At 60.1% G+C, this 22,578-nt stretch carries 22 protein-coding genes; 18 read left to right on the top strand and 4 right to left on the bottom strand.

The annotated features are described in order from the left end of the window. Positions 1 to 35 precede the first annotated feature (35 nt). Positions 36 to 545, bottom strand: a complete 510-nt coding sequence (locus AC0L20_RS19265) for a winged helix-turn-helix transcriptional regulator (protein ID WP_473290815.1) — start codon at positions 543 to 545, stop codon at positions 36 to 38. Between the two features lie 186 nt (positions 546 to 731). On the opposite strand from AC0L20_RS19265, the gene AC0L20_RS19260 reads away from it, so the two are divergent. The 16 genes from AC0L20_RS19260 (at position 732) to AC0L20_RS19185 (ending at position 18,197) form a co-directional block, all read left to right on the top strand. Further along, positions 732 to 1,721 (top strand): helix-turn-helix domain-containing protein, encoded by a 990-nt coding sequence (locus AC0L20_RS19260; RefSeq protein ID WP_473290812.1) that lies wholly within the window; start codon positions 732 to 734, stop codon positions 1,719 to 1,721. Positions 1,722 to 1,728: 7 nt separating this feature from the next. Next, complete coding sequence (locus AC0L20_RS19255; protein WP_473290809.1) at positions 1,729 to 2,529, top strand: thioesterase family protein; 801 nt, start codon at positions 1,729 to 1,731, stop codon at positions 2,527 to 2,529. A 143-nt stretch (positions 2,530 to 2,672) separates the two neighbouring features. Continuing rightward, a complete protein-coding gene (locus AC0L20_RS19250) occupies positions 2,673 to 3,878 on the top strand; it encodes an ABC transporter substrate-binding protein (protein ID WP_473290932.1) in 1,206 nt (401 codons plus the stop codon). A gap of 22 nt (positions 3,879 to 3,900) precedes the next feature. Beyond that, positions 3,901 to 4,683, top strand: coding sequence for an SDR family NAD(P)-dependent oxidoreductase (locus AC0L20_RS19245; protein ID WP_473290807.1), 783 nt, complete (start codon positions 3,901 to 3,903; stop codon positions 4,681 to 4,683). Positions 4,684 to 4,727: 44 nt separating this feature from the next. Further along, positions 4,728 to 6,158 (top strand): aldehyde dehydrogenase family protein, encoded by a 1,431-nt coding sequence (locus AC0L20_RS19240; protein WP_473290805.1) that lies wholly within the window; start codon positions 4,728 to 4,730, stop codon positions 6,156 to 6,158. A 23-nt stretch (positions 6,159 to 6,181) separates the two neighbouring features. Next, the gene (locus tag AC0L20_RS19235; protein WP_473290803.1) at positions 6,182 to 7,081 is read left to right on the top strand and encodes a helix-turn-helix transcriptional regulator; all 900 of its coding nucleotides are present in this window, start codon (positions 6,182 to 6,184) and stop codon (positions 7,079 to 7,081) included. 125 nt (positions 7,082 to 7,206) lie between these two features. Next, positions 7,207 to 7,932 (top strand): SDR family NAD(P)-dependent oxidoreductase, encoded by a 726-nt coding sequence (locus AC0L20_RS19230; RefSeq protein WP_473290801.1) that lies wholly within the window; start codon positions 7,207 to 7,209, stop codon positions 7,930 to 7,932. A gap of 42 nt (positions 7,933 to 7,974) precedes the next feature. Next, positions 7,975 to 8,310, top strand: coding sequence for a hypothetical protein (locus AC0L20_RS19225; RefSeq protein ID WP_473290799.1), 336 nt, complete (start codon positions 7,975 to 7,977; stop codon positions 8,308 to 8,310). Positions 8,311 to 8,495: 185 nt separating this feature from the next. Next, positions 8,496 to 9,209 (top strand): TetR/AcrR family transcriptional regulator, encoded by a 714-nt coding sequence (locus tag AC0L20_RS19220; RefSeq protein ID WP_473290797.1) that lies wholly within the window; start codon positions 8,496 to 8,498, stop codon positions 9,207 to 9,209. Between the two features lie 108 nt (positions 9,210 to 9,317). Continuing rightward, positions 9,318 to 11,729 carry a xanthine dehydrogenase family protein molybdopterin-binding subunit gene (locus AC0L20_RS19215; RefSeq protein WP_473290795.1) on the top strand — a complete coding sequence of 804 codons (2,412 nt, stop codon included), beginning with the start codon at positions 9,318 to 9,320 and terminating at the stop codon, positions 11,727 to 11,729. Then, positions 11,726 to 12,583, top strand: a complete 858-nt coding sequence (locus AC0L20_RS19210; protein ID WP_473290793.1) for an FAD binding domain-containing protein — start codon at positions 11,726 to 11,728, stop codon at positions 12,581 to 12,583. The genes AC0L20_RS19215 and AC0L20_RS19210 overlap by 4 nt, the downstream gene beginning before the upstream one ends. After that, complete coding sequence (locus AC0L20_RS19205) at positions 12,583 to 13,074, top strand: (2Fe-2S)-binding protein (protein WP_473290790.1); 492 nt, start codon at positions 12,583 to 12,585, stop codon at positions 13,072 to 13,074. Before AC0L20_RS19210 ends, AC0L20_RS19205 begins: the two co-directional genes overlap by 1 nt. A 27-nt stretch (positions 13,075 to 13,101) precedes the next feature. Further along, positions 13,102 to 14,436, top strand: a complete 1,335-nt coding sequence (locus tag AC0L20_RS19200; RefSeq protein WP_473290788.1) for an MFS transporter — start codon at positions 13,102 to 13,104, stop codon at positions 14,434 to 14,436. A 25-nt stretch (positions 14,437 to 14,461) separates the two neighbouring features. Next, on the top strand, positions 14,462 to 15,769 hold the full coding sequence (gene fahA / locus AC0L20_RS19195; protein ID WP_473290784.1) for a fumarylacetoacetase: 1,308 nt from the start codon (positions 14,462 to 14,464) through the stop codon (positions 15,767 to 15,769). Between the two features lie 21 nt (positions 15,770 to 15,790). After that, positions 15,791 to 16,579 (top strand): cyclase family protein, encoded by a 789-nt coding sequence (locus AC0L20_RS19190; RefSeq protein WP_473290782.1) that lies wholly within the window; start codon positions 15,791 to 15,793, stop codon positions 16,577 to 16,579. Positions 16,580 to 17,051: 472 nt separating this feature from the next. After that, positions 17,052 to 18,197: a hypothetical protein gene (locus tag AC0L20_RS19185; protein WP_473290780.1), complete on the top strand. Its 1,146-nt coding sequence runs from the start codon at positions 17,052 to 17,054 to the stop codon at positions 18,195 to 18,197. Positions 18,198 to 18,211: 14 nt separating this feature from the next. On the opposite strand, the gene AC0L20_RS19180 is transcribed toward AC0L20_RS19185, so the two are convergent. After that, complete coding sequence (locus tag AC0L20_RS19180) at positions 18,212 to 18,817, bottom strand: TetR/AcrR family transcriptional regulator (RefSeq protein ID WP_473290778.1); 606 nt, start codon at positions 18,815 to 18,817, stop codon at positions 18,212 to 18,214. Positions 18,818 to 19,008: 191 nt separating this feature from the next. Here AC0L20_RS19180 and kce point away from each other — a divergent pair, with 191 nt between their 5' ends. Beyond that, positions 19,009 to 19,941: a 3,5-dioxohexanoate:acetyl-CoA acetone transferase gene (kce, locus tag AC0L20_RS19175; RefSeq protein ID WP_473290776.1), complete on the top strand. Its 933-nt coding sequence runs from the start codon at positions 19,009 to 19,011 to the stop codon at positions 19,939 to 19,941. A gap of 114 nt (positions 19,942 to 20,055) precedes the next feature. Then, the gene (locus tag AC0L20_RS19170; RefSeq protein ID WP_473290774.1) at positions 20,056 to 20,814 is read left to right on the top strand and encodes an SDR family NAD(P)-dependent oxidoreductase; all 759 of its coding nucleotides are present in this window, start codon (positions 20,056 to 20,058) and stop codon (positions 20,812 to 20,814) included. 6 nt (positions 20,815 to 20,820) lie between these two features. On the opposite strand, the gene AC0L20_RS19165 is transcribed toward AC0L20_RS19170, so the two are convergent. Together AC0L20_RS19165 and AC0L20_RS19160 are read right to left on the bottom strand one after the other, a co-directional pair. After that, positions 20,821 to 21,843, bottom strand: a complete 1,023-nt coding sequence (locus tag AC0L20_RS19165) for a LysR family transcriptional regulator (protein ID WP_473290771.1) — start codon at positions 21,841 to 21,843, stop codon at positions 20,821 to 20,823. Positions 21,844 to 21,864: 21 nt separating this feature from the next. Further along, entirely contained in the window at positions 21,865 to 22,545 is a 681-nt protein-coding gene (locus AC0L20_RS19160; RefSeq protein ID WP_473290769.1) for a glutathione S-transferase family protein, read from the bottom strand. Between the last annotated feature and the right edge of the window lie 33 nt (positions 22,546 to 22,578).

The raw sequence follows: 22,578 nt of genomic DNA, 5'->3' as shown, positions 1-22,578 counted from the left end.
CGGCTCCGTTCGTGCAACCACGAACGGAGCCTTTTTCATTTCGGATGTCTGATCTTTCGCTCGACAAATGCCCTTCGCATGGCATCCCGTTCGTCAGACATCGCGCTCGAGATGCTGTAGTCGATGTCCCTAGCCGTGATCGGTTCTTGGCAATGAGAGCAGACGAGTCGCGGCGACGTCGGATGATCGCAGTGCCGGTGTCGGAGCTCGACCGGAGGGCCGTCCGGCCAATCGATCCACCGCTCGCTCCAGTTTTTGAAGGCAATAATGACCGGGAAGAGGTCGATGCCCTTCTCGGTCAAGAGGTATTCATAGCGTATGGGTCTCTTCTGGTAGGGCCGTCGTGCCACCACCCCAGCATGTTCGAGTTTCTTGACCCGGAGGCTCAGGAGGTGCGGTGAGATGCCCGTAAAGGCTTGAAAGTGTTCGAATTTCTTTCCTCCCATGAAGAGCTCTTTCAAAATCATAAGAGTCCAAGGGTCGCCCACTACGTCGACCGCTCTCGCAGTCGTGCAGATCATTTTTCCCAGAGAAGACGATCTCATGCTGGACTCGCTTCAAGTTTTGAAGTTAACTACCAAGAACGACGGCATTCGTCACACAATAAGATCAAGACGTTTTGCGATACGGAGGAACGAAGATGGCGCGGCAGCGATTCCGTAAGCCCGAAGCAACCGTGGCGACACCCGATTAAACAATCACTACGTCCGCAATTGCTCAAGCAAAAAAGCTTGGGTGCCCTGTCGCCACGAGAGGACAACGAAGTGTCGCACTGCGATGAGGCGAGTGCATCGATCGCCGCCGACTCCGATGTGCTGGCCGATGGCTCGTGGACGATCGGGTCACATAGTCTTGTTGTCGAACTTCGGCGGTTCTGCAGGCGAGCGAGTCTCGAGATCGCGCCGCGTTCAAATCATCTCCTCATTCTACAATGCGGCGGAACCGGGCCGTTGTTTCAGCGGCGCAATGGCCGCGCCCACACGAGCATCGCGTCACCGGGCACGGTTTTGCTATTGCCTACCGATAGCGTCGCCTATCTGGCGTGGGAGATGCCGCACGCACATATGACCGTGTCGATCCCGCCAGATATGGTAGCGAGTATGGCGGCGGAGTTCTCCGGGAGCAAGGACACCTGCGTCCAACTGGCCGATGTGCTCAATTCGCGCGACAAGCTCGTGGAGCATCTTGGTTTGGCTCTCCTCTCGGAGATCACGCGGCCCGATCATCCGGCTCGCACGCTCGTGATCGATTCGACGGCAAGGGCTCTGGTCGCTCACCTTCTGCGCACGTTTGAACTGAAGGGCATCTCGCCCTGCATGGCGTCGAAGGATGGACCTGAGTTGAGTCCACGGCATCTCTCCAGGGTCATCCGTTACATCGAACAAAATATTGGTCGTCCGATCTCGCTCGACGATCTGGCGGCCATCGCTCAGGTAAGCCGGTTCCATTTCACGCGGCTGTTCAAGCGTACGGTCGGGGTGAGCCCGATGGCCTACCTTGAGCGCAGCCGCGTCCAACGAGCGCAGGAATTGATCAAGGAGGGCGATTTGCCGCTGGCCGAGATCGCGGTGGTGGTTGGATTCGCCGACCAGAGCCATTTCACGCGCCGCTTTCATCTGCATAACGGGCTTACTCCCGCGGTCTTCGCGCGGCGTTATGGATCTCCATCCGTATCGCGCCCCCGGAGGGAACTGGTCCGCGCAACCGTCATAGAGGCCTGAACCGAAGATGGACGAGACTACAATCGAATTCTCAGCGCTTATGAAGGGGTTGGTGCGAGACGGAGAGGTGTTTCGCGCGAACGTTCACGAAGGGTGGTTGCAGGGGCGGACTCTGTACGGTGGGTTACTGGCAGCCTATTGCCTGCAGAGCGCGTCGGCCGCATTCCCAGACGTTCCGCCGTTGAGGTCGGCGCAAATGGCTTTCGTAGGACCGTCCTCGAAGATGGTAGCTTTGCATCCATCGATGCTTCGTCGTGGCCGATCGACGGCATTCGTGGGAGTGGATTCGCAAGGCGACGATGGGATCTCCGCGCGAGCAACCTTTTGTTACGGTGCCGCTCGTCAGGCGTCATGCGCCGCAGTGCAAGTCGTGGCGCCGATCGTGCCCCCGCCGTCGGACTGCGAGCCATTCCCACTAACGATCCCAGGATTGAATTTTCCGAGAAATTTCGAGCGGCGCTCGGCCGGCGGGAACGCTCCGTTCACGAAGTCGCGCAATATGACCACGACGATCTGGTTGAAGCATCGCGACGATGCCGCTCCCGATACGACGGCGTCGCTCGTGGCGTTGGCCGACGCCGCACTGCCGGCGGCGATGGCCTTTTTCGATAGCTACAAACCGCTCAGCACGATGACCTGGTCGTTGGATGTTCTGACCGACCGAATCGCGAACGGTGCGGGGTGGTGGCTCGTCGAAGTACAGGCCGAAAGTCTTCGAGACGGATATTCGAGCCAGAGGATGACGGTCTGGAATGCCGAAGGCGAAGCAGTGTTGTGTTGCCGACAGCACGTGGCGGTGTTCGCCTGATGCGCAATCGGAGGCAAGCGGGCAGCAAGATGCGGCAATACCTGGCCGTGAGAGTTGACGCATCATGCCGGTCTCCGTCGCGCGCCTTGCGCGGAATTCAGATCGGCTTTTCCTTTAGAGGTTCGTGAATGCGCGTTTCTGGCATGGGCATCGCAGTTTTTATGTCGGCTTGCGCCGTCCTTTCTTCGCCGGCGTATTCAGCCGACAGGGTCGTGAAGGTCGGCGTCTTGAGCGATCAGTCCAGTCTATATGCCGACTCGACCGGTCCTGGTTCTACCGTCGCGGCACAGATGGCGGTCGAAGATTCCGGACTGTTGGCGAAAGGCTGGAAGATTGAAGTCATCTCCGGCGACCACCAGAATAAGCCGGATGTCGGGGCTGCGATTACCCGGAAGTGGCTCGATACGGAGAACGTCGATGCTATCGCGGACGTTCCGAATTCCGGCGTCGCTCTCGCCGTGAATACGATCGTCCGCGAAAAGAATGCGGTGTTTCTCAACTCCGGTGCCGCGACATCGGATCTGACGGGCGAACAATGTTCGCCCAATACCGTACACTGGACCTACGATACCTACATGCTGTCACACGGAACGGGTGCTGCGCTCGCGAAAGCGGGCGGAGACACTTGGTTCTTCGTCACTGCAGACTATGCCTTTGGAAAGGCAATGGAACGCGACACGTCCGCCGTCGTTCAGGCCGCGGGCGGAAAGGTCGTCGGGGGCGTGAAGCATCCTCTCAACACGTCCGATTTCTCCTCGTTTCTTTTGCAGGCGCAATCGTCCAAGGCCAAGGTCATCGCTCTAGCCAACGCCGGGGGCGATACTTCCAATGCGATCAAGCAAGCCAAGGAATTCGGATTGGTCGAGGGAGGACAGAAACTCGCGGCATTGTTGCTGTTCATCACCGATGTACATGCCATGGGACTTCAGGTCGCCCAGGGGCTGAACTTCACGACCAGTTTCTACTGGGACCGCGACGACGGTACCCGCGCCTTTTCTCAGCGATTTCAGGCGCGTGTGAAGTCCGGGTTCAAGCCGACGCTGATCCAAGCGGGAGTCTACGCCAGTGTCGCGCACTATCTAAAGGCTCTGGACGGCATGGACGGAAACCCGCACGACGGGAAGGCGGCCGTCGCGAAAATGAAGGCGATGCCGACCAATGACCCGCTCTTCGGCCTCGGGTCGATCCGCGAGGACGGCCGGAAGATCCATCCGGCGTACCTCTACGAGGTGAAGAGGCCCTCCGAATCGAAAGGGACGTGGGACTACTACAAACTTGTTACCGTGATTCCGCCCGAGGAGGCGTGGACACCGCTGTCGGAAAGCAAGTGTCCACTCGTCAAGAAGTAGGTACGCCCGAAGGTTGCTCATCATGTCAGGCGAAGCAAAACTACCGAATCCATTCTCGCTGACGGGCAGGACGGTCCTCGTGACCGGCGCCGCCCGAGGATTGGGCTTCGCCTTCTCGTCGGCCGCAGCTCGTGCAGGTGCGCACGTCGTTCTGAACGACAACGACGGCGTTGCGCTTTCGGAAGCGGTGCGCGTGCTGCGTGACGAGGGTCTGAAGTGCTCCGGTGCCCGCTTCGACGTGACCATCGAGAACGAAGTCACGTCGGAGGTCGATAAGATCGCTTCGGAGCACGGCCGAATCGATGCCGTCGTTAATAATGCGGGCAACCAGAACCGAAAACCGTTCCTGGAATATTCGACGGCGGAATGGGGCTCGATCCTCGACGTGCACCTCACCGGTGCGTTTCTGGTCAGCCAAGCGGCGATCAGGCATATGCTCGACCAAGGCGGTGGGTCGATCATCATGATCGGATCCATCATGGTCGAGTGCGGGCGAGGCACGATCGCACCGTATCGCGCGGCAAAGGGAGCGGTGACGGCGCTCGGAAAGCAGCTTGCGGTGGAGTTCGGACCGCGGAATATCCGCTGCAATATCATAGCGCCGGGCTACGTAGAGACCGAATTGACTCGAGAGCTCGTCGCGAACCCAGATCTGCATGCGCATATCGCGCGACGAGTGCCGTTAGGCCGTTGGGCGACGCCCGACGACGTTGCGCCAGCAATGGTTTTCCTGACGTCGGACGCCGGCAGATATGTCAACGGGCTCGTTCTCTACGTCGATGGAGGGACATTGGCGTCCCTCTAGCGATCTTCCAATCGCCGCCATGCGGCCAAAAACGGAGTCTCAAGATGACCAATCTTTTGAAGTTCTACATCGACGGAGTCTGGGTGGATCCTGCCGTCAAGAAATCGACCCCTGTCGTTAATCCGGCGACAGAAGAGATCTTGTACGAGGTCGCCCTCGGCTCCAAAGCAGACCTTGACAAGGCGGTCGCTGCAGCGAAAAGGGCTTTCGCCTCGTATTCGCAATCGACACGCGACGAGCGGATCGCATTGCTGACGAAAGTCATCGAGGTTTACAAGCGCAGGTCCAAGGACCTTGCCGTGGCCATCTCGGATGAAATGGGCGCGCCGCTCCCGATGGCCGAAAAGCTCCAGGTAGCTGCCGGCTTGGGGCATCTTGTGAACACTCTGGAGGTCATCAAGACGTACCACTTCGAGGAAACGATGGGCACGGCCGTGGTGCTCAGAGAGCCCGTCGGCGTCGTCGGTATGATCACGCCCTGGAATTGGCCGATGAACCAGATGGCCTGCAAAGTAGCGCCAGCGCTCGCGGCAGGATGCACCATGATTTTGAAACCGTCCGAGTTCACGCCGAGCTGCGCCATCATTCTGGCCGAGATTCTCCACGAAGCGGGAGTGCCGAAGGGGGTCTTCAATCTCGTGAGCGGCCTAGGTCCCGAGGTGGGTGCCGCGATGAGCGAGCATCCGGACATCGATATGATCTCTTTCACAGGCTCGACGCGAGCCGGCGTCGACGTGGCCAAGCGAGCTGCGCCGACAGTCAAGCGCGTAAGCCAGGAACTCGGTGGTAAGTCGCCCAATATCATCCTGGAAGGCGCCGACCTGACGAAGGCAGTGACCGGCGGCGTGACTCACATGTTCAACAATTCTGGCCAATCGTGCAATGCACCGTCCAGGATGATCGTCCCGCTTTCGAAAATGAAGGAAGTCGCGGAGATCGCGAGGGGGGTAGCTGAGAAGACGAAAGCCGGAGATCCGCGGGCGGACGGCACAACGATCGGGCCGGTGGTCAACCGTGGGCAGTGGGATAAAATACAGGCGCTCATCAAGAAGGGCATAGACGAGGGCGCGACGCTCGTCGCCGGCGGTCCCGGACTTCCCGAGGGAGTCAACAAAGGCTTCTATGTGCGCCCTACTATTTTCGCAGACGTCACCAACGATATGACGATCGCCCGCGAAGAGATATTCGGGCCCGTCCTGACGATCATCGGTGCGAAGGACGAGGGCGATGCCGTCAGAATCGCCAATGAGACGCCCTACGGCCTGGCCGGCTACGTCTCTGCTGGAACGCTTGACCACGCAAAAGCCGTTGCACGTCAGATTCGCGCTGGCAACGTCAATCTGCAGGGCGTACCGAACGACCGAGGCGCGCCCTTCGGAGGCTACAAGCAGTCGGGTAACGGACGAGAGTGGGGCCGATACGGCCTCGAAGAGTATCTCGAGGCCAAGGCGGTCGCCGGATTCAACGCCGCCTGAGCCTCCGCCGGTCCAACGCAAGCATGAGCGCACGTTCCGGGTTGATAAGCATCGAGGGCGCACTGTCCAATCAGCTGCGCCCCCCCTTGTTGACGAGCAGGGGGCGTTCGTGGTCGGGAGCGACGGTCGATCTCCATGAGCTAGACGAAGAGGTCGGCTTCCAAGCGCCGGCCTATGATCACCACGTCGTCATCATGCATTGCGCTGGGGGCGGGGAGATCATCCAGCGGCGGGGAGGCGAAGTTTATAAGGGCGATGTGTCGCCAGGGTCGATCATGATCCTTCCGGCCAAGACCGAGTCGTATTGGTCCTTCGCCAGGCCGCTGAAGAAGCTCAAGATCAGGGTACCGCAAGAACTGCTTGCCGACGCATCGACCGTGATCGAGAGCGGACCACGCGATGTCGTCCTCAAGAACGTCTTCCATGCGCGCGATCCTTTGATACAGCGACTAGGTGCCATTCTCCTGGAAGAGTTGGAGCGTCCGGACCATCCCGCGCAACGTCTGATCGCGGAGGGTGCGTCGTGCGCATTGGCGGCACATCTCGTTCGATCCTACGATTTCTGGGGAGTAGACCATCCGACGCCACGATCGAAGCTTGCTCCGAGGGCTCTGGCAGCGGTGTACGACTACGTCGACCAGAATCTGTGCGGCGGAGTAACATTGTCGGATCTGGCGCAGGTCGCCGGGGTTAGCCGTTTCCACTTCGCGCGAATGTTCAAGAGCAGCGTCGGCTTGACCCCTATCGCCTTCGTCGAGCGATCCCGGATCGAGCGTGCAAAAGAGCTGATCCGAGTAAACGAACAGTCGCTGGCTGAAGTGGCTTTAGCGGTCGGGTTCTGCGACCAGAGCCACTTCACCCGTCGTTTCCGAGTTCATGCCAACTGCACTCCAGCCGCATTCGCCAAGAGCTTGAAGCGATAAGGGCGAGCGGTCTGACAGCGCAACGAAAAACCATATCGCGCAATACCGTTCCATACGTTAGAGGAGCCGCTCTCTAGCATCCATTGGTCGCTCGACCTCAGCCGAGCGACCAATGGAGCATGTGCATGAACGAGATCGATCTTCGCGGGCGCGTGGCCGTCGTCACCGGTGGTTCCAACGGTATCGGCAAGGCTATCGTCGAGCGCTTCGCGGCATCAGGAGCGACGGTCGAAAACTGGGACCTGGAGAAGGCGGAGGCAGGCAAGAACGTCAAGACGACGTTGGTGGATGTGACGGACCATGCGGCGGTCACGGCGGCAGCGACGGAGGTCAAGTCTCGGCACGGTCGGATCGACATATTGATCGCAAACGCCGGAATTTCCGGCCCTGACTTCACGACCTGGGAATATCCCGTAAACGAATGGCAGCGGGTAATGCGGATCAACGTGGAGGGCACCTTCTTCTGCTGCAAGGCGGTCATCCCGGCGATGCTCGAAGCCAACTACGGGCGGATCGTCGCCATCGCTTCGGTGGCCGGCAAGGAGGGCAACGCACGAATGCCTGCCTATTCCGCGTCCAAAGCCGCCATCATCTCGATGACGAAATCCCTCGGGAAAGAACTGGCAAACAAGAACATCGCGGTGAACTGCGTCACTCCGGCAGCCGCTGAAACACGGATTCACGGTCAGACCAGCGCCGAGCAGGTCAAAACGATGCTTTCCAAGATTCCGCGAGGACGCTTCGTGGAGCCGTCGGAGATCGCATCGATGGTCGCCTGGCTCGCTTCGGAAGACAATAGCTTCTCGACCGGAGGCGTATTCGACATCTCCGGCGGCCGCGCCACGTATTGAGCGATGCGCCCCCAACGCGGAACCTTTTGGGATACCGAAGACATGTCTCTGGGCGAAGACGAAAGGCTGGTGAGGGAGCTCGGCATGTCGGTCGCGCACGAAGGCGTGGCATACGTGCCGTCCAACCTACGGCTTACCAACGGCCAGATAGCCGTACCGGAGCTCATCGCGATGAGCGGGTGGTTAGTCAAGGACATAGCCGATGCGGTGAGAGCCGCTCAAAGCGCCCGTCCGGCGTTCGACGAAACATCGTTCGAACTCTGCGGCAGGACGATCGGTTCGGACTGTTCGACGCCCCGCAGGCCTCGTCGGGACGAACTCGCCGATGGAACAGTCGATCCTCAGTCGGCGGGCCGAAGGCGCGAGGGGACTGTCTAGGTTTTGGAGGGTCTTGGTGATGCGCATTCCGATGGGGGCGCGCAGTTTTCGGCGGATGTTCCACGTTACCGCCGGAGATGGCCCCTCCGACATTATCGCGAGGCTCGCGACGAAGTCGCCGTCAGTGGACCGGATCCGTGGGTTCCCGATATTGACGCCGGGAAGTGCATGCCATAACCGAAAGTATGGAGTTCAAGCACACCGATCACCGAGACCAAGAGCTCGTCGCCCGCATTCTGCGGTCTGCGGAAGTCGTTTTCGCGGATCGCGGACCGGACAAGGCGACCCTGCGCGAAATCACCACGAAAGCGGACGTCAACATCGCCGCGGTGAGCTACTACTTCGGTTCGAAGGCAGTATTGACGCGAGCTGTCTTCGACCAACTTTCCGCTCGATTGAACGAACTTCGCTCCAGCGAACTCGAGCGTTGTCTGGCGGAAGCAGCCCACGACGACCGAGCGCCGGACTTGTCGTCGATCCTCGAGATTTTCGTCAGCCCCTACGTGGCGACGGGGAAAAGCGGCCAATTGTTCGCCAGGTTGATCATGCAACACCGCGTCGCCCCATCGGAATTGACCTCGGCGATCATCAAGAGCCATTTCGATCCGATGGCCAAACGGTTCATCCAAGCCATCTCCCTCGCGTGTCCGGGATTGGACCCCAAAGAATTCTACTGGCGCTATGTCTTCATGATCGGAGCGGTCATCTACAGCGCTGCGGATCCTGGAGTCTCAGAGCGGGCCGCCGCCTTGTCGGGTGGAGCGGTCGATGCACACGACCCCGAAGGCTTCAGGAAGGCGATGATCGCCTTTCTCGTCGGAGGCATGTCCGCTCCGGCCGGTCCGGACACAGGTACTGCGACGCCGACCAAGAAGTCGCGCAAGGGCAGCCGCGCCTAATCGCTCATATTGAAGCCGACCTAGGCGCAGCCATGCGCAGAAACGGCTTGACGAAATCTAAACAGACATTTTAAAAACGTGTTTAAGAATTCTTGACGGCGAGGAAACATGGCTGTTCGGCGAGATGAGCCCAAAGGGAGGGAGGCCCAGAATTCGGCCTCGATGCCGCTCGCCGGCGCTTGGCTCGGCAGGAGCGTCCCGCGGATCGGGGGGGACCGATATGTGTCCGGCGGCGTTGAATACGCGGCGGACCTCGTGCCGAGAGACGCGCTTTTTCTCCGCGTCGTCCGGAGCTCGTTGGCTCACGCCAAGATCAGGAGCATCGACGTCGAGGCCGCGTCCCGCTTCCCCGGAGTTGTCGCCGTAATCACCGGCGAACAGGTGCGGCAGATATCGCGGCCCATGCCAACGCGGGTGCCTCGCGAAAGATTCCCCGGCTATCTCGACACCTACTGCCTGTCGGGCGACGAGGTCCTCTACGTCGGTCACCCAATCGCGGCGGTTATCGCGGTCACCGCGAACGACGCGGAAGCCGCCATCGAGCTGGTGAAGGTCGAGTACGACGAATTGCCGGCCGTGCTCGACGCCGAGAGCGGTCTGAATGCGAGTTCACCCAAGGCTCGATCGGCGTGGAATACAAATCTCGTGGCCGGCGACAAGATCCGGCAGGGTGACGTCGAAGCCGCCTTCGCCGTAGCCGATCACGTGGTCCGAGGGAGCGTCTCCTTCGCGCCCGCGACGAGCGCTCCAATGGAGCCGCGCTGTTACTTCGCTGAATGGGACCGAAGGCGTTCCAAGCTGACGCTGACCGGCACGATGCAACAGCCGCATCCCACGCGCTGGATGATCGCGGAGGTCATGAGCCTTCCCGAAGCTCAAGTCCGAGTGGTCGCAACGGACATGGGAGGTACCTTCGGCCTGAAGATGGTCGGACATCCGGAAGAGGCGCTCGTCGCGATCCTAAGCCGACATCTGAACCGCACCGTGGCTTTCGTAGAGAGCCGCGAAGAATGCTTTCTCGCCAACGCCAGGGAGCAGACCCATCATTTCGAGTTGGCTGCTAATGCCGACGGAAAGCTTATGGCGTTCCGCGATCGGATGGTCGCCGACATCGGGACAGTATCGGCAGTCGGCGGTTGGCTGATGGCCATGGTTTCTCCCACTGTTATTCCGACCGTCTACGACATTCCCAACTGCGCGGTCGATTCCTTTCTGGTGACCACCAACAAGCCACCCTGGCAGGGCGTGCGCGGCTACGGAAAAGAGACAGGCAATTTGGCGGTCGAAAGAGCGGTCGACCTAATGGCGGTCGAGCTCGGAATCGATCCCGTCGAGTTGCGGCGCAAAAATCTACTCGCGAAATCCTCCTTCCCGCATCGTCTTCCCAGCGGACACAACCTAGACAGTGGCGATTACGAGGGTGCGCTTGATCAGCTGCTTGAAATGTTTCCCAGGGCGCGTTGGGAGGCGGTTGCCGGAAACGAAACGCGAGGCCGAGTGGGTGTCGGATTTGCATTCGAGTTGACGCCCGAAGGTGCTTCCTTTCCGGGCTCGATGCCATCCGGCTTCGAGACTTCGACGGTGATCGTCGATCCGACGGGAACGGTTCGCGTAGCGACGAGCGTGACTTCACCGGGAAGCGGTAACGAGACCGGGATTGTCCAATTGGTAGCCGACGTATTCGGCGTCCATACCGCCGAGGTGGCCATCGCCCAAGGCGATACCGACATCACGCCTATCGGCGGCGGAAACACAAGCAGCCGAAGTCTTATGTTTGGAGGTGCGGCCGCAGTTCTGGCAGCACGGGATGTTCGCGAGAGAATTTCCACCTACGTTTCGGAATTGCTCGGTGTGGGCGCCGATCAACTCCAGTACGTCGCGGGCGAGATACGGTCCGGCGACGGCAAAAAGACGATACCGTTCAAGCAGGCCGTTTACACGATCTATACGCAAGCGTACTCCGCAGCGGCTTCCGTCGAGCTGCCGTTGCAGACCTCGAAGACATATCGGGCTTCCAACGTCCGCCACGTCCCGGACGAGCATGGGCGCATAAGCTCCTATCCGTCGTTCCCGTATTCGGTCCATGCCGCCGCCGTCGAGGTCGATGCCGAAACGGGCCAAGTACGGGTGCTCGACTACGCCGCGATCCACGACTGCGGCATCGTCGTGAACCCGGGCCTCGTGGAGGGGCAATTCAAGGGCGCCATCGTGATGGGCATCGGGGCTGCTCTCTGGGAGGAGCTCCAATTCGGGCGAGACGGTACCCTGACGACCAATCGTCTCAAGACATATGTGCTGCCGCGATCGATGGATATACCTCCGCTAAGAATCGGTCATCGCTGCACGCCAAGCCCTTTCCATCCCTTGGGCATGAAAGGCGCGGGCGAATCCGGCTTTGGAGGTGCCATCGCGGCGATCACCAACGCGGTCGCCAATGCTCTAGGCGAAAGCGGCCGATCTGTGTCGCGAATCCCTCATCGGCCAGAGCGGATTCTCGCGCTTCTGGGAGGCGCGCGATGATCTCCCATGACTTTCAATACGAGGCGCCCGAGTCGTTCGATATCGCTTTGGACCTATTATCTTCGTTCGGAAGCGAGGCGGCGGTGTTGGGAGGCGGCACTTGGTTGGTGCCGAACATGACATACGGTCGGCACCGCCCGAAAGTGGTCATCGACCCGAAGAATCTTCCACTACGCGCGATCACCCGATCGGGCGATGAGCTCGTCCTTGGGTCCCGGACCTCCTACGCCCAAGTCATCAATTCCAGTGCCGTCGCCGACGGGGCGCCCCTGCTGGCGAAAATGGCGCAGCAGGTCACGGGTGGCCCCCAGATCGTCGGGCAAGGCACTGTCGGCGGCTCCGCGTGCTACGGAAACCCCTCGTCGGACGTGCCGGCGTGTCTCGTTGCACTGGGCGCACGTATGATCCTTCGGAGCAAGGACGGGACGCGAGACGTCCCGGCCGCGGGGTTCTTTCTCGCACCTTTCGCTACCGCAAAACGAGACGATGAGCTGCTCGCCGAAATCCGCTTCCCGATCACGTCGAAACGGGCATCCTGCGCCTACGAGAAACTGAAGTTCAGTACCGGTTCCTGGCCGATCGTAACGGCCAATTGCATCGCATCGACTTCGGTCGGAAGCGGATTGCATCTGAAGATCGCGGTCGGTGGCGCCAACGAAACGCCGGTGGCGTACGAGGTCGTGACCGACACCGATCCTTCGGAAGCTGAGCTCTCGAATATTGCGCAGCGTAGCGTTCCCCTCATCGAGCGTGAGTGGGCCGATGAGTTTGCCGGCCCGGGTTACCGTCGCTCCGTCGCGCCGGCAATAGTCCGCCGCGCCCTGCGTGCGGCTCTCGGAAGGGACCGGGTCTGATGCGCAAGCAAAAACTCTCGTTCAAGCTGAACGGAGAAGATCGCATTTGCGAGGCGGATTCGCGTTGGCTGCTGGTCGAGGCCATACGCCAACTCGATGCTACAGGCACGCGAGTGGGCTGTCTGACGGGGGATTGCGGCGCATGCACGATCATGATGGACGGCGCGCCCGTCAAATCCTGCTTGGTTCTCGCCGTGTCGGCAGACGGCGCCAGCCTCACGACGATCGAAGGTACCTCGGGTCAGGCCGTCGATGCCGTCAAGACCGCGTTCGTCGCCCGTAACGGCTTCCAGTGCGGCTACTGCACATCCGGCATGGTCATCTTGGCGACGGAATTCCTTAGCCGCAAGCGAGACCCATCCGAGGCGGAGATTCGCGAATCCGTCGCCGGCAACCTCTGCAGGTGCACGGGATACGACGACATCGTGGCTGCGATCGGCGATGCCGCGCGGGCGTTGCAACAACAACACGCCGAAAAATCAGGGGCGTAACTTCATTTTTAGGACGGGAAACCAGATATGAGCATGGAACAAGAACCGAAGCACACGCCATTCACCGCTGCATTCTCCAGCCTGCTGGGAAGCTGCATCGAATGGTACGACTTCTACATCTACGGTACTGCGTCGGCATTGGTGTTCAACGCAATCTTCTTCCCCAGCTTCGATCCGCTGGTCGGCACGCTTCTCGCGTTCGGAACATTTAGCGCCGGCGCCGTGATGAGGCCGCTTGGGGGCATCGTCTGCGGCCATTACGGGGACAAGATCGGCAGGAAGTCGATGCTGATCTGGACATTGATCATCATGGGCGGTGCAACGGTCCTGATCGGCATGATTCCCAGCTACGAAACGATCGGAATCTGGGCCCCAGCAGCGCTCATCTTCCTCCGATGCGTTCAAGGACTTGCCTTCGGCGGCGAGTGGGCTGGAGCCGTCCTTATTGCCGTCGAGCATGCGCCGCAGAAGCGCGGAGGTTTCTTCGGAAGCTTCCCGCAAATGGGCTCACCGATCGCTCTATTCCTCTCGACGGCGACGTTCGCGTTGTTGGCCACGCTGCCCAAGGAGGACTTCATGTCCTGGGGATGGCGGATTCCGTTCACTGGAAGCGCGATATTGATCGTAATCGGCCTTGTATTCCGCCTCGCGCTTCTGGAATCTCCGGCCTTCGTCGAGGTCCTGAACAAAGGCGAAGTCGTTCAGCGGCCAATGATGGAAGTTCTCAAGAACAACATGACGCAAGTCCTTGTCGGAGCCGGTATCGTCCTGTCGACCACGGTTGCGTTCTATGTACAAGCGATCTTCGTGGTGTCGTACGCCAATCAGACGGTCGGCGCCTCGCGGCAGGACGTGTTGAATGCCGTCCTCATCGGGTCGGCGTTCGAGTTGGTAATGCTGCCGCTCTTCGCGATTTTGGCGGATCGGATCGGGATGCGTCCGGTCGCGTTCTTCGGCGCACTCTGGACGGCAGCATTCAGCTTCCCGTTCTTCTGGCTGGTCGATCAGGGAAGCTTCTTCTCGATAACGCTGGCCATTACTCTCGCCATGGTGGGTATCAGCTCCTTGTTCGCCGTGCTGCCGGCCTATGTATCTAGCCTCTTCGAACCCAAGATCCGGTACACGGGAATTTCACTCGCCTACAGCATTCCGGCCGGCGTCGTCGGCGGTCTGACGCCGCTGCTCGCGAGCAGCCTCTTCATTTGGGCCAAGTCCGCGTGGCCGATCGCTCTGTATCTCGTGGGCATCGGTTCGATCAGCATGATCTCCGTGCTGCTCAGCCCTCGGTCCGTCCGCAAGAGCGCGGCTCAAGACAATTCACCGGTTTCGATCGTGGGAGCGCGCGAGCGCTCGGCGGTCTGACAGATTGACGATGGAGTAGTCACAGATGGTCGAGCTCAACGAAACTCATGACCCGAAACTTCGCAGCTGGGTCGATAGCGCCAACGACGAGGGTGGGGATTTTCCCATCCAGAATCTTCCCTTCTGCATGTTCTCGCAAGGCGGCGGAGCGCCCCGAGCGGGCGTAGCCATCGGCGATGCGGTGTTCGATCTGGGCGCCGCCGCGGAGCTGAAGCTTATCGACGAAGCTGCACCGTTCGTCCGGGCCTGCACGGGCGGGGGCCTCAACCCATTGATGGCGGCAGACCGCAAGATCGTGAGCCGGCTGCGGGCGCGTTTGTCTTCGCTCCTCTCGGCCGAATCCAAGGAAGCTGTCCAAGAGCGCTCCAAGCTCGTCATCAAACGGTCTGACGTCAGCCTGCATCTACCTGCGGAGGTCGGCGGGTTCACCGACTTCTTCACGTCTCTCTATCATACGGAGCGGGGAGGGCGGATCAACCGGCCCGACAATCCAGTACCGGAAAACTTCCGCTACATGCCGATCGCCTACAACAGCCGTGCAAGCTCGGTGAGGATCAGCGGCGAGGAAATCCGGCGACCAATGGGACAACGGAAAAATTCCGACGGGACCGTCGAATTCGCGCCCACGAAATCTCTCGATTTCGAGCTCGAGCTCGGCGGCTTCATCGGTACGGGAAACAAGCTCGGAGATCGGATTCCGATCGGTGAGGCTGACTCTCATATCTTCGGCTATTGCCTGCTAAACGACTGGTCGACACGCGACGTCCAACGATGGGAAAGCTTTCCACTCGGTCCATTTTTGGCTAAGACGCTTTCGACGACCGTTTCGCCTTTCGTCGTCACTTCGGAAGCGCTGGCTCCGTTCCGTACCTCGGCCGCACAGCGTCCGGCAGGCGATCCCGCCCCGCTTCCGTATCTTCTTTCGTCCGACGATCAGCGAAACGGGGGGATCGATCTGATGATGGAAGTCTTCATCCAGACCCCGACCATGAAGAAGGACGACAAGGTACCATTCCGCGTAACCCGGACCAACTTCAAGGACATGTATTGGACCGTCGCGCAGATGGTTGCTCACCACGCAAGCAACGGCTGCAATTTCAGGACCGGCGATCTGTTCGGTAGCGGCACGGCCTCGGGGCCGACCGACGAAAGTCGGGGCTGTCTGGCGGAGATCACGACCGGCCGAAATCCGATCGACTTCCCGAACGGAGAGAAACGCACCTGGTTGGAGGACGGAGATACGGTCGTGTTCAAGGCCCGGGCCGAACGCGCCGGATACGTTTCGATCGGCTTCGGCGATTGCTCCGGCCGCATCCTTCCCGCTCAACCCTGATCCAGCGCTCGGAGAGTAACCGTGGTCCGTCGTCTCATCGATATCTCTGTCGCATTGCAAGCCGGCATTGCGAGCGATCCGCCGCACGCATTGCCCAAGATCAATTATCGCAACCATCACGATACCGCCCCCGCAGTGGCCGAATATTTCGGCGTCCGCATCGATCAGCTTCCCGATGGCGAATATGCGGCGGTCGAACGCTGCGAGATCAGCACCCATAACGGAACGCATCTTGACGCTCCGTACCACTACTTCTCCTCGATGAACCACGCTCTGAAGCCGGGAGGCGAGCCGAGCATGCGGATCGACGAGGTGCCCCTCGACTGGTGTTTTCAGCCCGCCGTTAAGCTGGACTTCCGCCGCTTTGAAGACGGCTACGTCGCGACTCCCGCTGATGTCGAATCTGAGCTCCAGCGGATCGGCCATAAGTTGCGGCCGCTCGAGATCGTCGTGGTAAATACCCGCGCCGGTACCCGCTATGGAGAGGACGATTACGTCGACGCAGGCTGCGGCATGGGGAAAGCCGCGACCCTATGGATGCTCGAACGAGGCGTTCGGCTTGTCGGGACGGACGCTTGGAGCTGGGATGCTCCGTTCTCGCATACCAAGCGAAAGATTGCGGCGGGCGGCAACCCAGATCTGATCTGGGAAGGACATCGGGCGGGGCGCGAGATCGGTTATTCGCACTTGGAGAAACTACACAATCTTGAAGCGCTTCCCTCCGATGACTTCCAAGTGGTGTGTTTTCCCGTCAAAGTCCACAGAGGCTCGGCCGGATGGACGCGTGCAGTCGCTATTGTCGACGAGTAACAGGCTCAGAGCCTCACTTATCCCACGGACACCACGCTGAGACCTGTCACCAACCAGGGGCTCCAGGCCGCCTCGGCCTTGCAAAACTAGCGGGTCATGTCGAGGCGACCCTCACAGCGGCACGAGGGGGAGAGAACCAAGCCGGTAGTGCGAACACAACGGCCGACGCGGTACTCGTTGTATTTCCGGAGGTCGTCGACCCACTTCCAATCGGGGAATTGCCGAAAGGCGATCGAGGATCCGTAAAACCCCTCCAAGGACCCTCGTACCGTCCGTCGTCAATTCCGGCTTTTCCTCCGATCGGTGGTCTGCCTCCTACTTTGCAAGGACTTCTCCGACCGATACCTTGAGCGAGCGGGCCGATAGCGCCCGCCTCCTGAGGTGCTTTCAATCGATGAGCGCGCGAAACCCCGTCATAGTTCATCTCGTGCACGGTACATGGCCGCATGGCCCGTTGGGGTTGAAGCGCGCCTTGACGTGGTTCGATCATCGTTCGGGTGTGATGCGAGCGATACGTGGGCGTATTCGCGGCAAAGTCGAGTTCAAGACCTTCCCGTGGTCGGGCCGGAATTCCTTTCGAGCGAGGGAGATCGCCGTTAAGCAATTCATGCGGCACTTGGACGAATCCATAGTGGCGAATCCCGAGTGTCTTCACGTCGTGCTGGCCCATAGTCACGGCGGAACCGTCGCGGCTAAAGCCTTAGCGTACATGAGCAACGGATTCTCCGGACATTGCAAAGTCAGAGCCCTCATCTGCATGGCAACGCCGTTCGCCTTTCTCTCTAAATTCGGCTCCCATAAGCATACCACCGTCTTCTTCGGCGCCGTGGGCTCGCTCATTACGGCTTTGCTTTTATTGATTTTCCCTGAGACATGGGCGATCGCATCCGACACTCATCCTGTCATTCCTTACGTCGCCTCCTTTGCCCTGCCGCTCCTCATCGGGTTTCTCTTTTTCAATCTCCACCTGAAGGTGCAGACACCTTGGGACTATTTGGACTTTCCAAAGATCTACCCTTCCATCGCCGTGCATTTGATTCGAGGCACTCGCGACGAAGCTTCGCTGTCGATTGGATTCGCACAATCTCTGCAGGCGCTGATCGACGGACTCTATCGGTCTTTCGATGGTGGCCCGAGCGGCGGCGTCCGGTTCGGACTATCGTATGCGGTCTTCCTTGTGCCGGCGATTCTCTTGGGGGCCACCCTTTACGACGATCGGCCGCTCTCTGAAGCCGCAAATTTTTGGATCGTCTACACGCTCGGCTTCGGAATCGGGGCGTTCGTCCATCTCGTCGCCTATGCCCTGGTCGCGGCGGCCGTCGGTTTCACCGAAATGCGCTACTGGCCCTCGGTCGTCGAAATCGCGGAATCGCCTCCGAAGACACGCTGCTTCATCAGGAGCTATTCGGATATGGACGAGTCGGATGCAACCTTGCGTCACAAAATCTATGCGGTCCCAGATGTGCAGGACGACATCGCTTCGATCATCCAAAGAGTCGTGCACGGCATCGATCAGACGATTGACGACCCCGAATGGGAGTACCCGAACTGGTCGGACCGGCCGCATTGGACTTGCGTTCCTACCGTTCCAGAACCGGATTCCGACGACCTGGACTAGGCGCCGTCACAACATCATGCGGGCGTCTTGAGAATGCTTATTGCAAGTCGCGGCAGATCCTTGGCGAACCGCTGATCGAGGGGCAAATGTCCGAGAAAGAGACGAAAATAGACAGCTCCGTAGATTGCGTCGATCGCCGTATCGATGTCGAGATCTTCGTCGAACTCACCGTTTCTGATGCCGTTCTCGACGACTTGCCTGACGGCCATCCTCCTGTTTTCGAAGAAGCGCTTACGGAATTCCGCAAGAAGCGCCGGATCGGACTGCCCCTCGGCCAGAATTTCGGCAACGATGCGCCCCAGTTTCCCGCGGTACTGCTTGATCAGAAGCGAGATGTGCTTGCCGATCGCCTCGCTCGCGCTATCGACGTCGCGTATAGGAGTGCTGGGCAGCATGACGTCGACAAAGGCCTCGATCACTACCGCCGACTTGCTTGCCCACCAGCGATAGATCGTGGTCTTGCCGACGCCAGCCTTCTGGGCGATCGCCTCGATAGTGAGCTCCCGCACGGTGGTGGAATTCAGCAGCTCGAGCGTCGCTTCCAGGACGGCTTGACGGGATGCCTCGCTTCGGGGGCGTCCGGCCGGGCCGGTTTCCTGCTTAGGGCTTGATCGGGCCATCGTAGCTTTCGAAGATGAATTCGATACGTAGCGTCTCGTTCATACATCCTGACCTTCGTCTAGGGAAGTTACAACCTCGTCTGGAGGGAAGGCGATGCCGACCCATTCTTTCTTCCATGCCGCAACGGCATTGGCGATCCGCTCAGGGATAGAGGACCAACGCGCATCGGAAGCGACCACGGGATCCGCTCATGTCCTCGCAGAAAGTCATCGTTACCTGTGCCGTCACGGGCAGCATCCACACGCCGACAATGACACCGTATCTGCCGATCTCGGCCGACGAAATTGCGGCAAGCGCGATCGGAGCCTACGAGGCCGGCGCGTCGATCCTCCATCTGCATGCCCGGGACCCATCCGACGGTCGTCCCTCAGCGGACCCGCGGCACTTCATGCAATTCCTTCCCCGGATCAAACAATCGACCGACGCAATCGTGAACATCACTACCGGCGGTGCACAATGGATGACGCTGGAACAACGGTTGTCGGCGGCCAAGGCGGCATCGCCGGAAATGTGCTCGCTCAATATGGGTTCGATGAATTTCGGGCTGTATCCGATGTTGAACAAGTACGAAAGCTTTCGTTACCCCTGGGAACCGGAGTACCTCGAAAATTCACGAGACGGCGTCTTCAAGAACACGTTCAAGGACATCGAAGCGATCCTACACGAGCTGGGAGAGGGGCACGGCACCCGATTTGAGTTCGAATGCTACGACATCGGACATCTGTACACGTTGGCCCATTTTCTCGACCGCAAGCTGGTCACTCCGCCATTGTTCGTCCAAACCGTATTCGGAATCCTCGGCGGTATGGGGACGGATGCCGAGAACCTCATGCAAGCACGGCGCATCGCGGATAAACTCTTCGGCGACCAGTATCATTGGTCGGTTCTTGCGGCCGGGCGGCATCAAATACCCTTCGCGACGATGGGGGGAATCCTCGGCGGCCATGTCCGTGTGGGCCTGGAAGACAGCGTCTTCCTCGGAAAGGGACAGCTCGCCCCGGATAACGCTTCTCAGGTGAGAAAGATCAGGACGATCCTGGAAGAGCTGGGAGCCGCGATCGCGGATCCTTCGGAGGCACGCGAGATGCTGAAGCTCAAGGGTGCTCATGCGGTCCGCTTTTAAAGGCGGTCCACGAACGATGCCAGATCGTTACGGTGGCCATGCCGCGTCGGTATTAGCCTGCCCATGCGGCAGCGACTAGAAAATGTATTCGATGAGAAATGCAGGAGAGCAAGCATGCCGATGAGCGCCGGTGGAGCGGATTTTTCCGTGCAAGGCAGGGTCGTCATCGTGACGGGTGCCGCGGCGGGCATCGGGCGATCGATCGCGCTCGAGCTCGGCCGGGCGGGGGCGAACGTCGCCTGCGTCGACGTGAACGAAGACCACGTCAAGACGGTCGCCGGCGAGATCGGAGAAAACGCTCTCGCGGTAAGGTGCGATGTGCGCGATGAAGCGCAAGTCAACTTGACCGTCGAGCAAACGCTCTCGAAGTGGAAGAAGATCGACGGGCTCGTCAACAATGCAGGTGCGATCCGGAGCGCACATGTCATCGACCAGTCGCTTGAGGACTGGCGATTTATTTTCGATGTGAATGTGGTGGGAACCTTTCTCTTCACGAGAGCAGTCCTGCCTCATATGAAGGCGCGAAAATCCGGTCGGATCGTCAACATGACGTCGGCTCTCGGCGTCCGAAGCACCGTGGGCGCTGCGGCATATGGAGCATCGAAAGCTGCCGTCTCGAGCTTCACGAACACCCTTCATCAGGAGGTGGCCGACTTCGGCATCCGTGTGAGCGCCATCGCTCCCGGACTGACCAACACGGCCTTGGCGAGCGCGAGCCTTTCCGAGGATTATATGCGTCGGATCGCCGCTCAATATCCGGGTGGTCGCCTCGGAGAGCCCGACGATATCGCCGGTCTCGCTCACTTCCTCATGAGCTCCGCCTCCGATCACATCTCCGGGTCGGTAATCTTCGTGCGGCCGCCGGGCGGTTGATCTTTGCTAAGCTGCGATCGGGCCAGGACCGGGGGCTACGTCGACTTCGCGCGGAGCGAGCGGGTGCTCCCCAGTCGCGGTGGGGTCGGATCGCTTCCGTGTCTGACCAACAGAAGTGGTCGAATCGAACCATAGATGGGTGGCTGCGGCGTCATCGATCGACCGACGCAGGATTTCGCTCAGCCTTTGGGATGCGACCGTGACGCGCCTCTCTCGCTTTCGCGTCAGAGTCCACGTGACGTACAGATTTTTGATGGGGACTGCATCCACCAATCCCTCTCGCAGGGCGGATTCGCAGGCCGAGTGGGGCGCGACCGTAAAGATATTCCCCGCTCGGATGAGTTCGATCAGCAAAGGAAAATGGTCGGCTTCCATGACGACGCGAAGCGGGAGCCCGGCGCGATGGGCGGCGTTCTCGACGATCATGCGCATGGAGTTGGGTCTACCCGTCAACGCGAGGGGAAACCTCGCCAGATGAGCGGTCTCAAGTTCTCCGTGCCCGCGTTCGACAAAACCACGAGGGCCGACGAGAAGCAGTCGCTCTCGCGCCAGCGGAACGGCTTCTAGCCCCGTATCGACGTCCAAATTTCCGACTACCGCAAGGTCTAAGCCACCTGCCAGTATGGCATCGTTCAACGTCACGCTTGCTTCTTCCACGACCTTGACGAACACGTCGGGATACTCGTGCCGGAATCGGTTCAAGAGCGGCCCGGTCACGATCCGACGCAAGGACGGAGGCATCCCAACAGCGACCTGGCCGACTGCGTCGGTCGCGGCGGCCATGAGTTCATGACGGGTCTCGTCGATCTGGCGGAGAGTCAGGCAGGCGCGTTCGCGCAGCAGACGCCCGGCGGCCGTCATGTGAACCCCGCGAGCGTGGCGCGAAAAGAGCTGAACGCCGAGTTCATGCTCGAGTTGCCTGATCTGCCGGCTGAGCGCGGGCTGGGCGATCCTCAACGCCGCGGCCGCGCGACTGAAGCTCTCGAGATCGGCGACACTGAGGAAGTACCTAAGTTGCCTGACGTCCATCGATCGCTCCTGCCCCCGGGGCTACGGCCACGTATCCTGTGCGGCCGGACCAGGCCGGTCGGCGGATGGTATCGCCCTGGGCATGAGATCGTAGGGATGTGCCCAGCCGGGAAGGGCGGCGATACGCTCGAGCCAGGAGCGTATGTTCGGATACCGACCGCGATCTATGCCGCTCGCCTCGTCGTAGTATTGATATCCGCACATGGAGATATCGGCGATCGTCGGCGCGTCCCCGGCGACGAAAGGATGCTCGCCGAGCCTGTGTTCCGCGACATCGAACGCGATGGTCGCCTGACCGTGCAGCCATTCCGTAACGGGATTGTCCTCGATCTTCCGGATGCCCTTCATAAAGCGCAACGTCGCGTAGCTTGGCGTGAAACGATGATTGTCGAAGAGCATCCAGCGGAGGACCTCGCGGCGCTCTTCGTCGTTCCTGCCTCCGAAGCGGCCCGTGGCCTCGGACAGATAGTTCAAAATAACGCCCGATTGCGACAGGACGAGCCCCCGCCCTTCCAGGACAGGTAGCTCGCCCATGTCGCTCACTTCCTTGCGGAAGGCCGGCTTGGACGTGTCGTCGAAGAAGTTCACGAACCGGGGGTGCCACGCGAGGCCGCACAAATTCAGCATAAGAGCAACCTTGTAGCAGTTGCCGGATTCGCCGCGACAATAGAGAGCGAACTCATCGCTCGTGCTTGCGCTCATGACACCCTCCCATCGATCTTGTCCGGCAGTCGT

This window comes from Bradyrhizobium sp. Kon58, assembly GCF_055807455.1.
Note: the sequence above shows the minus strand (reverse complement) of the source record. Positions and strands in the feature narration are given on the sequence as shown.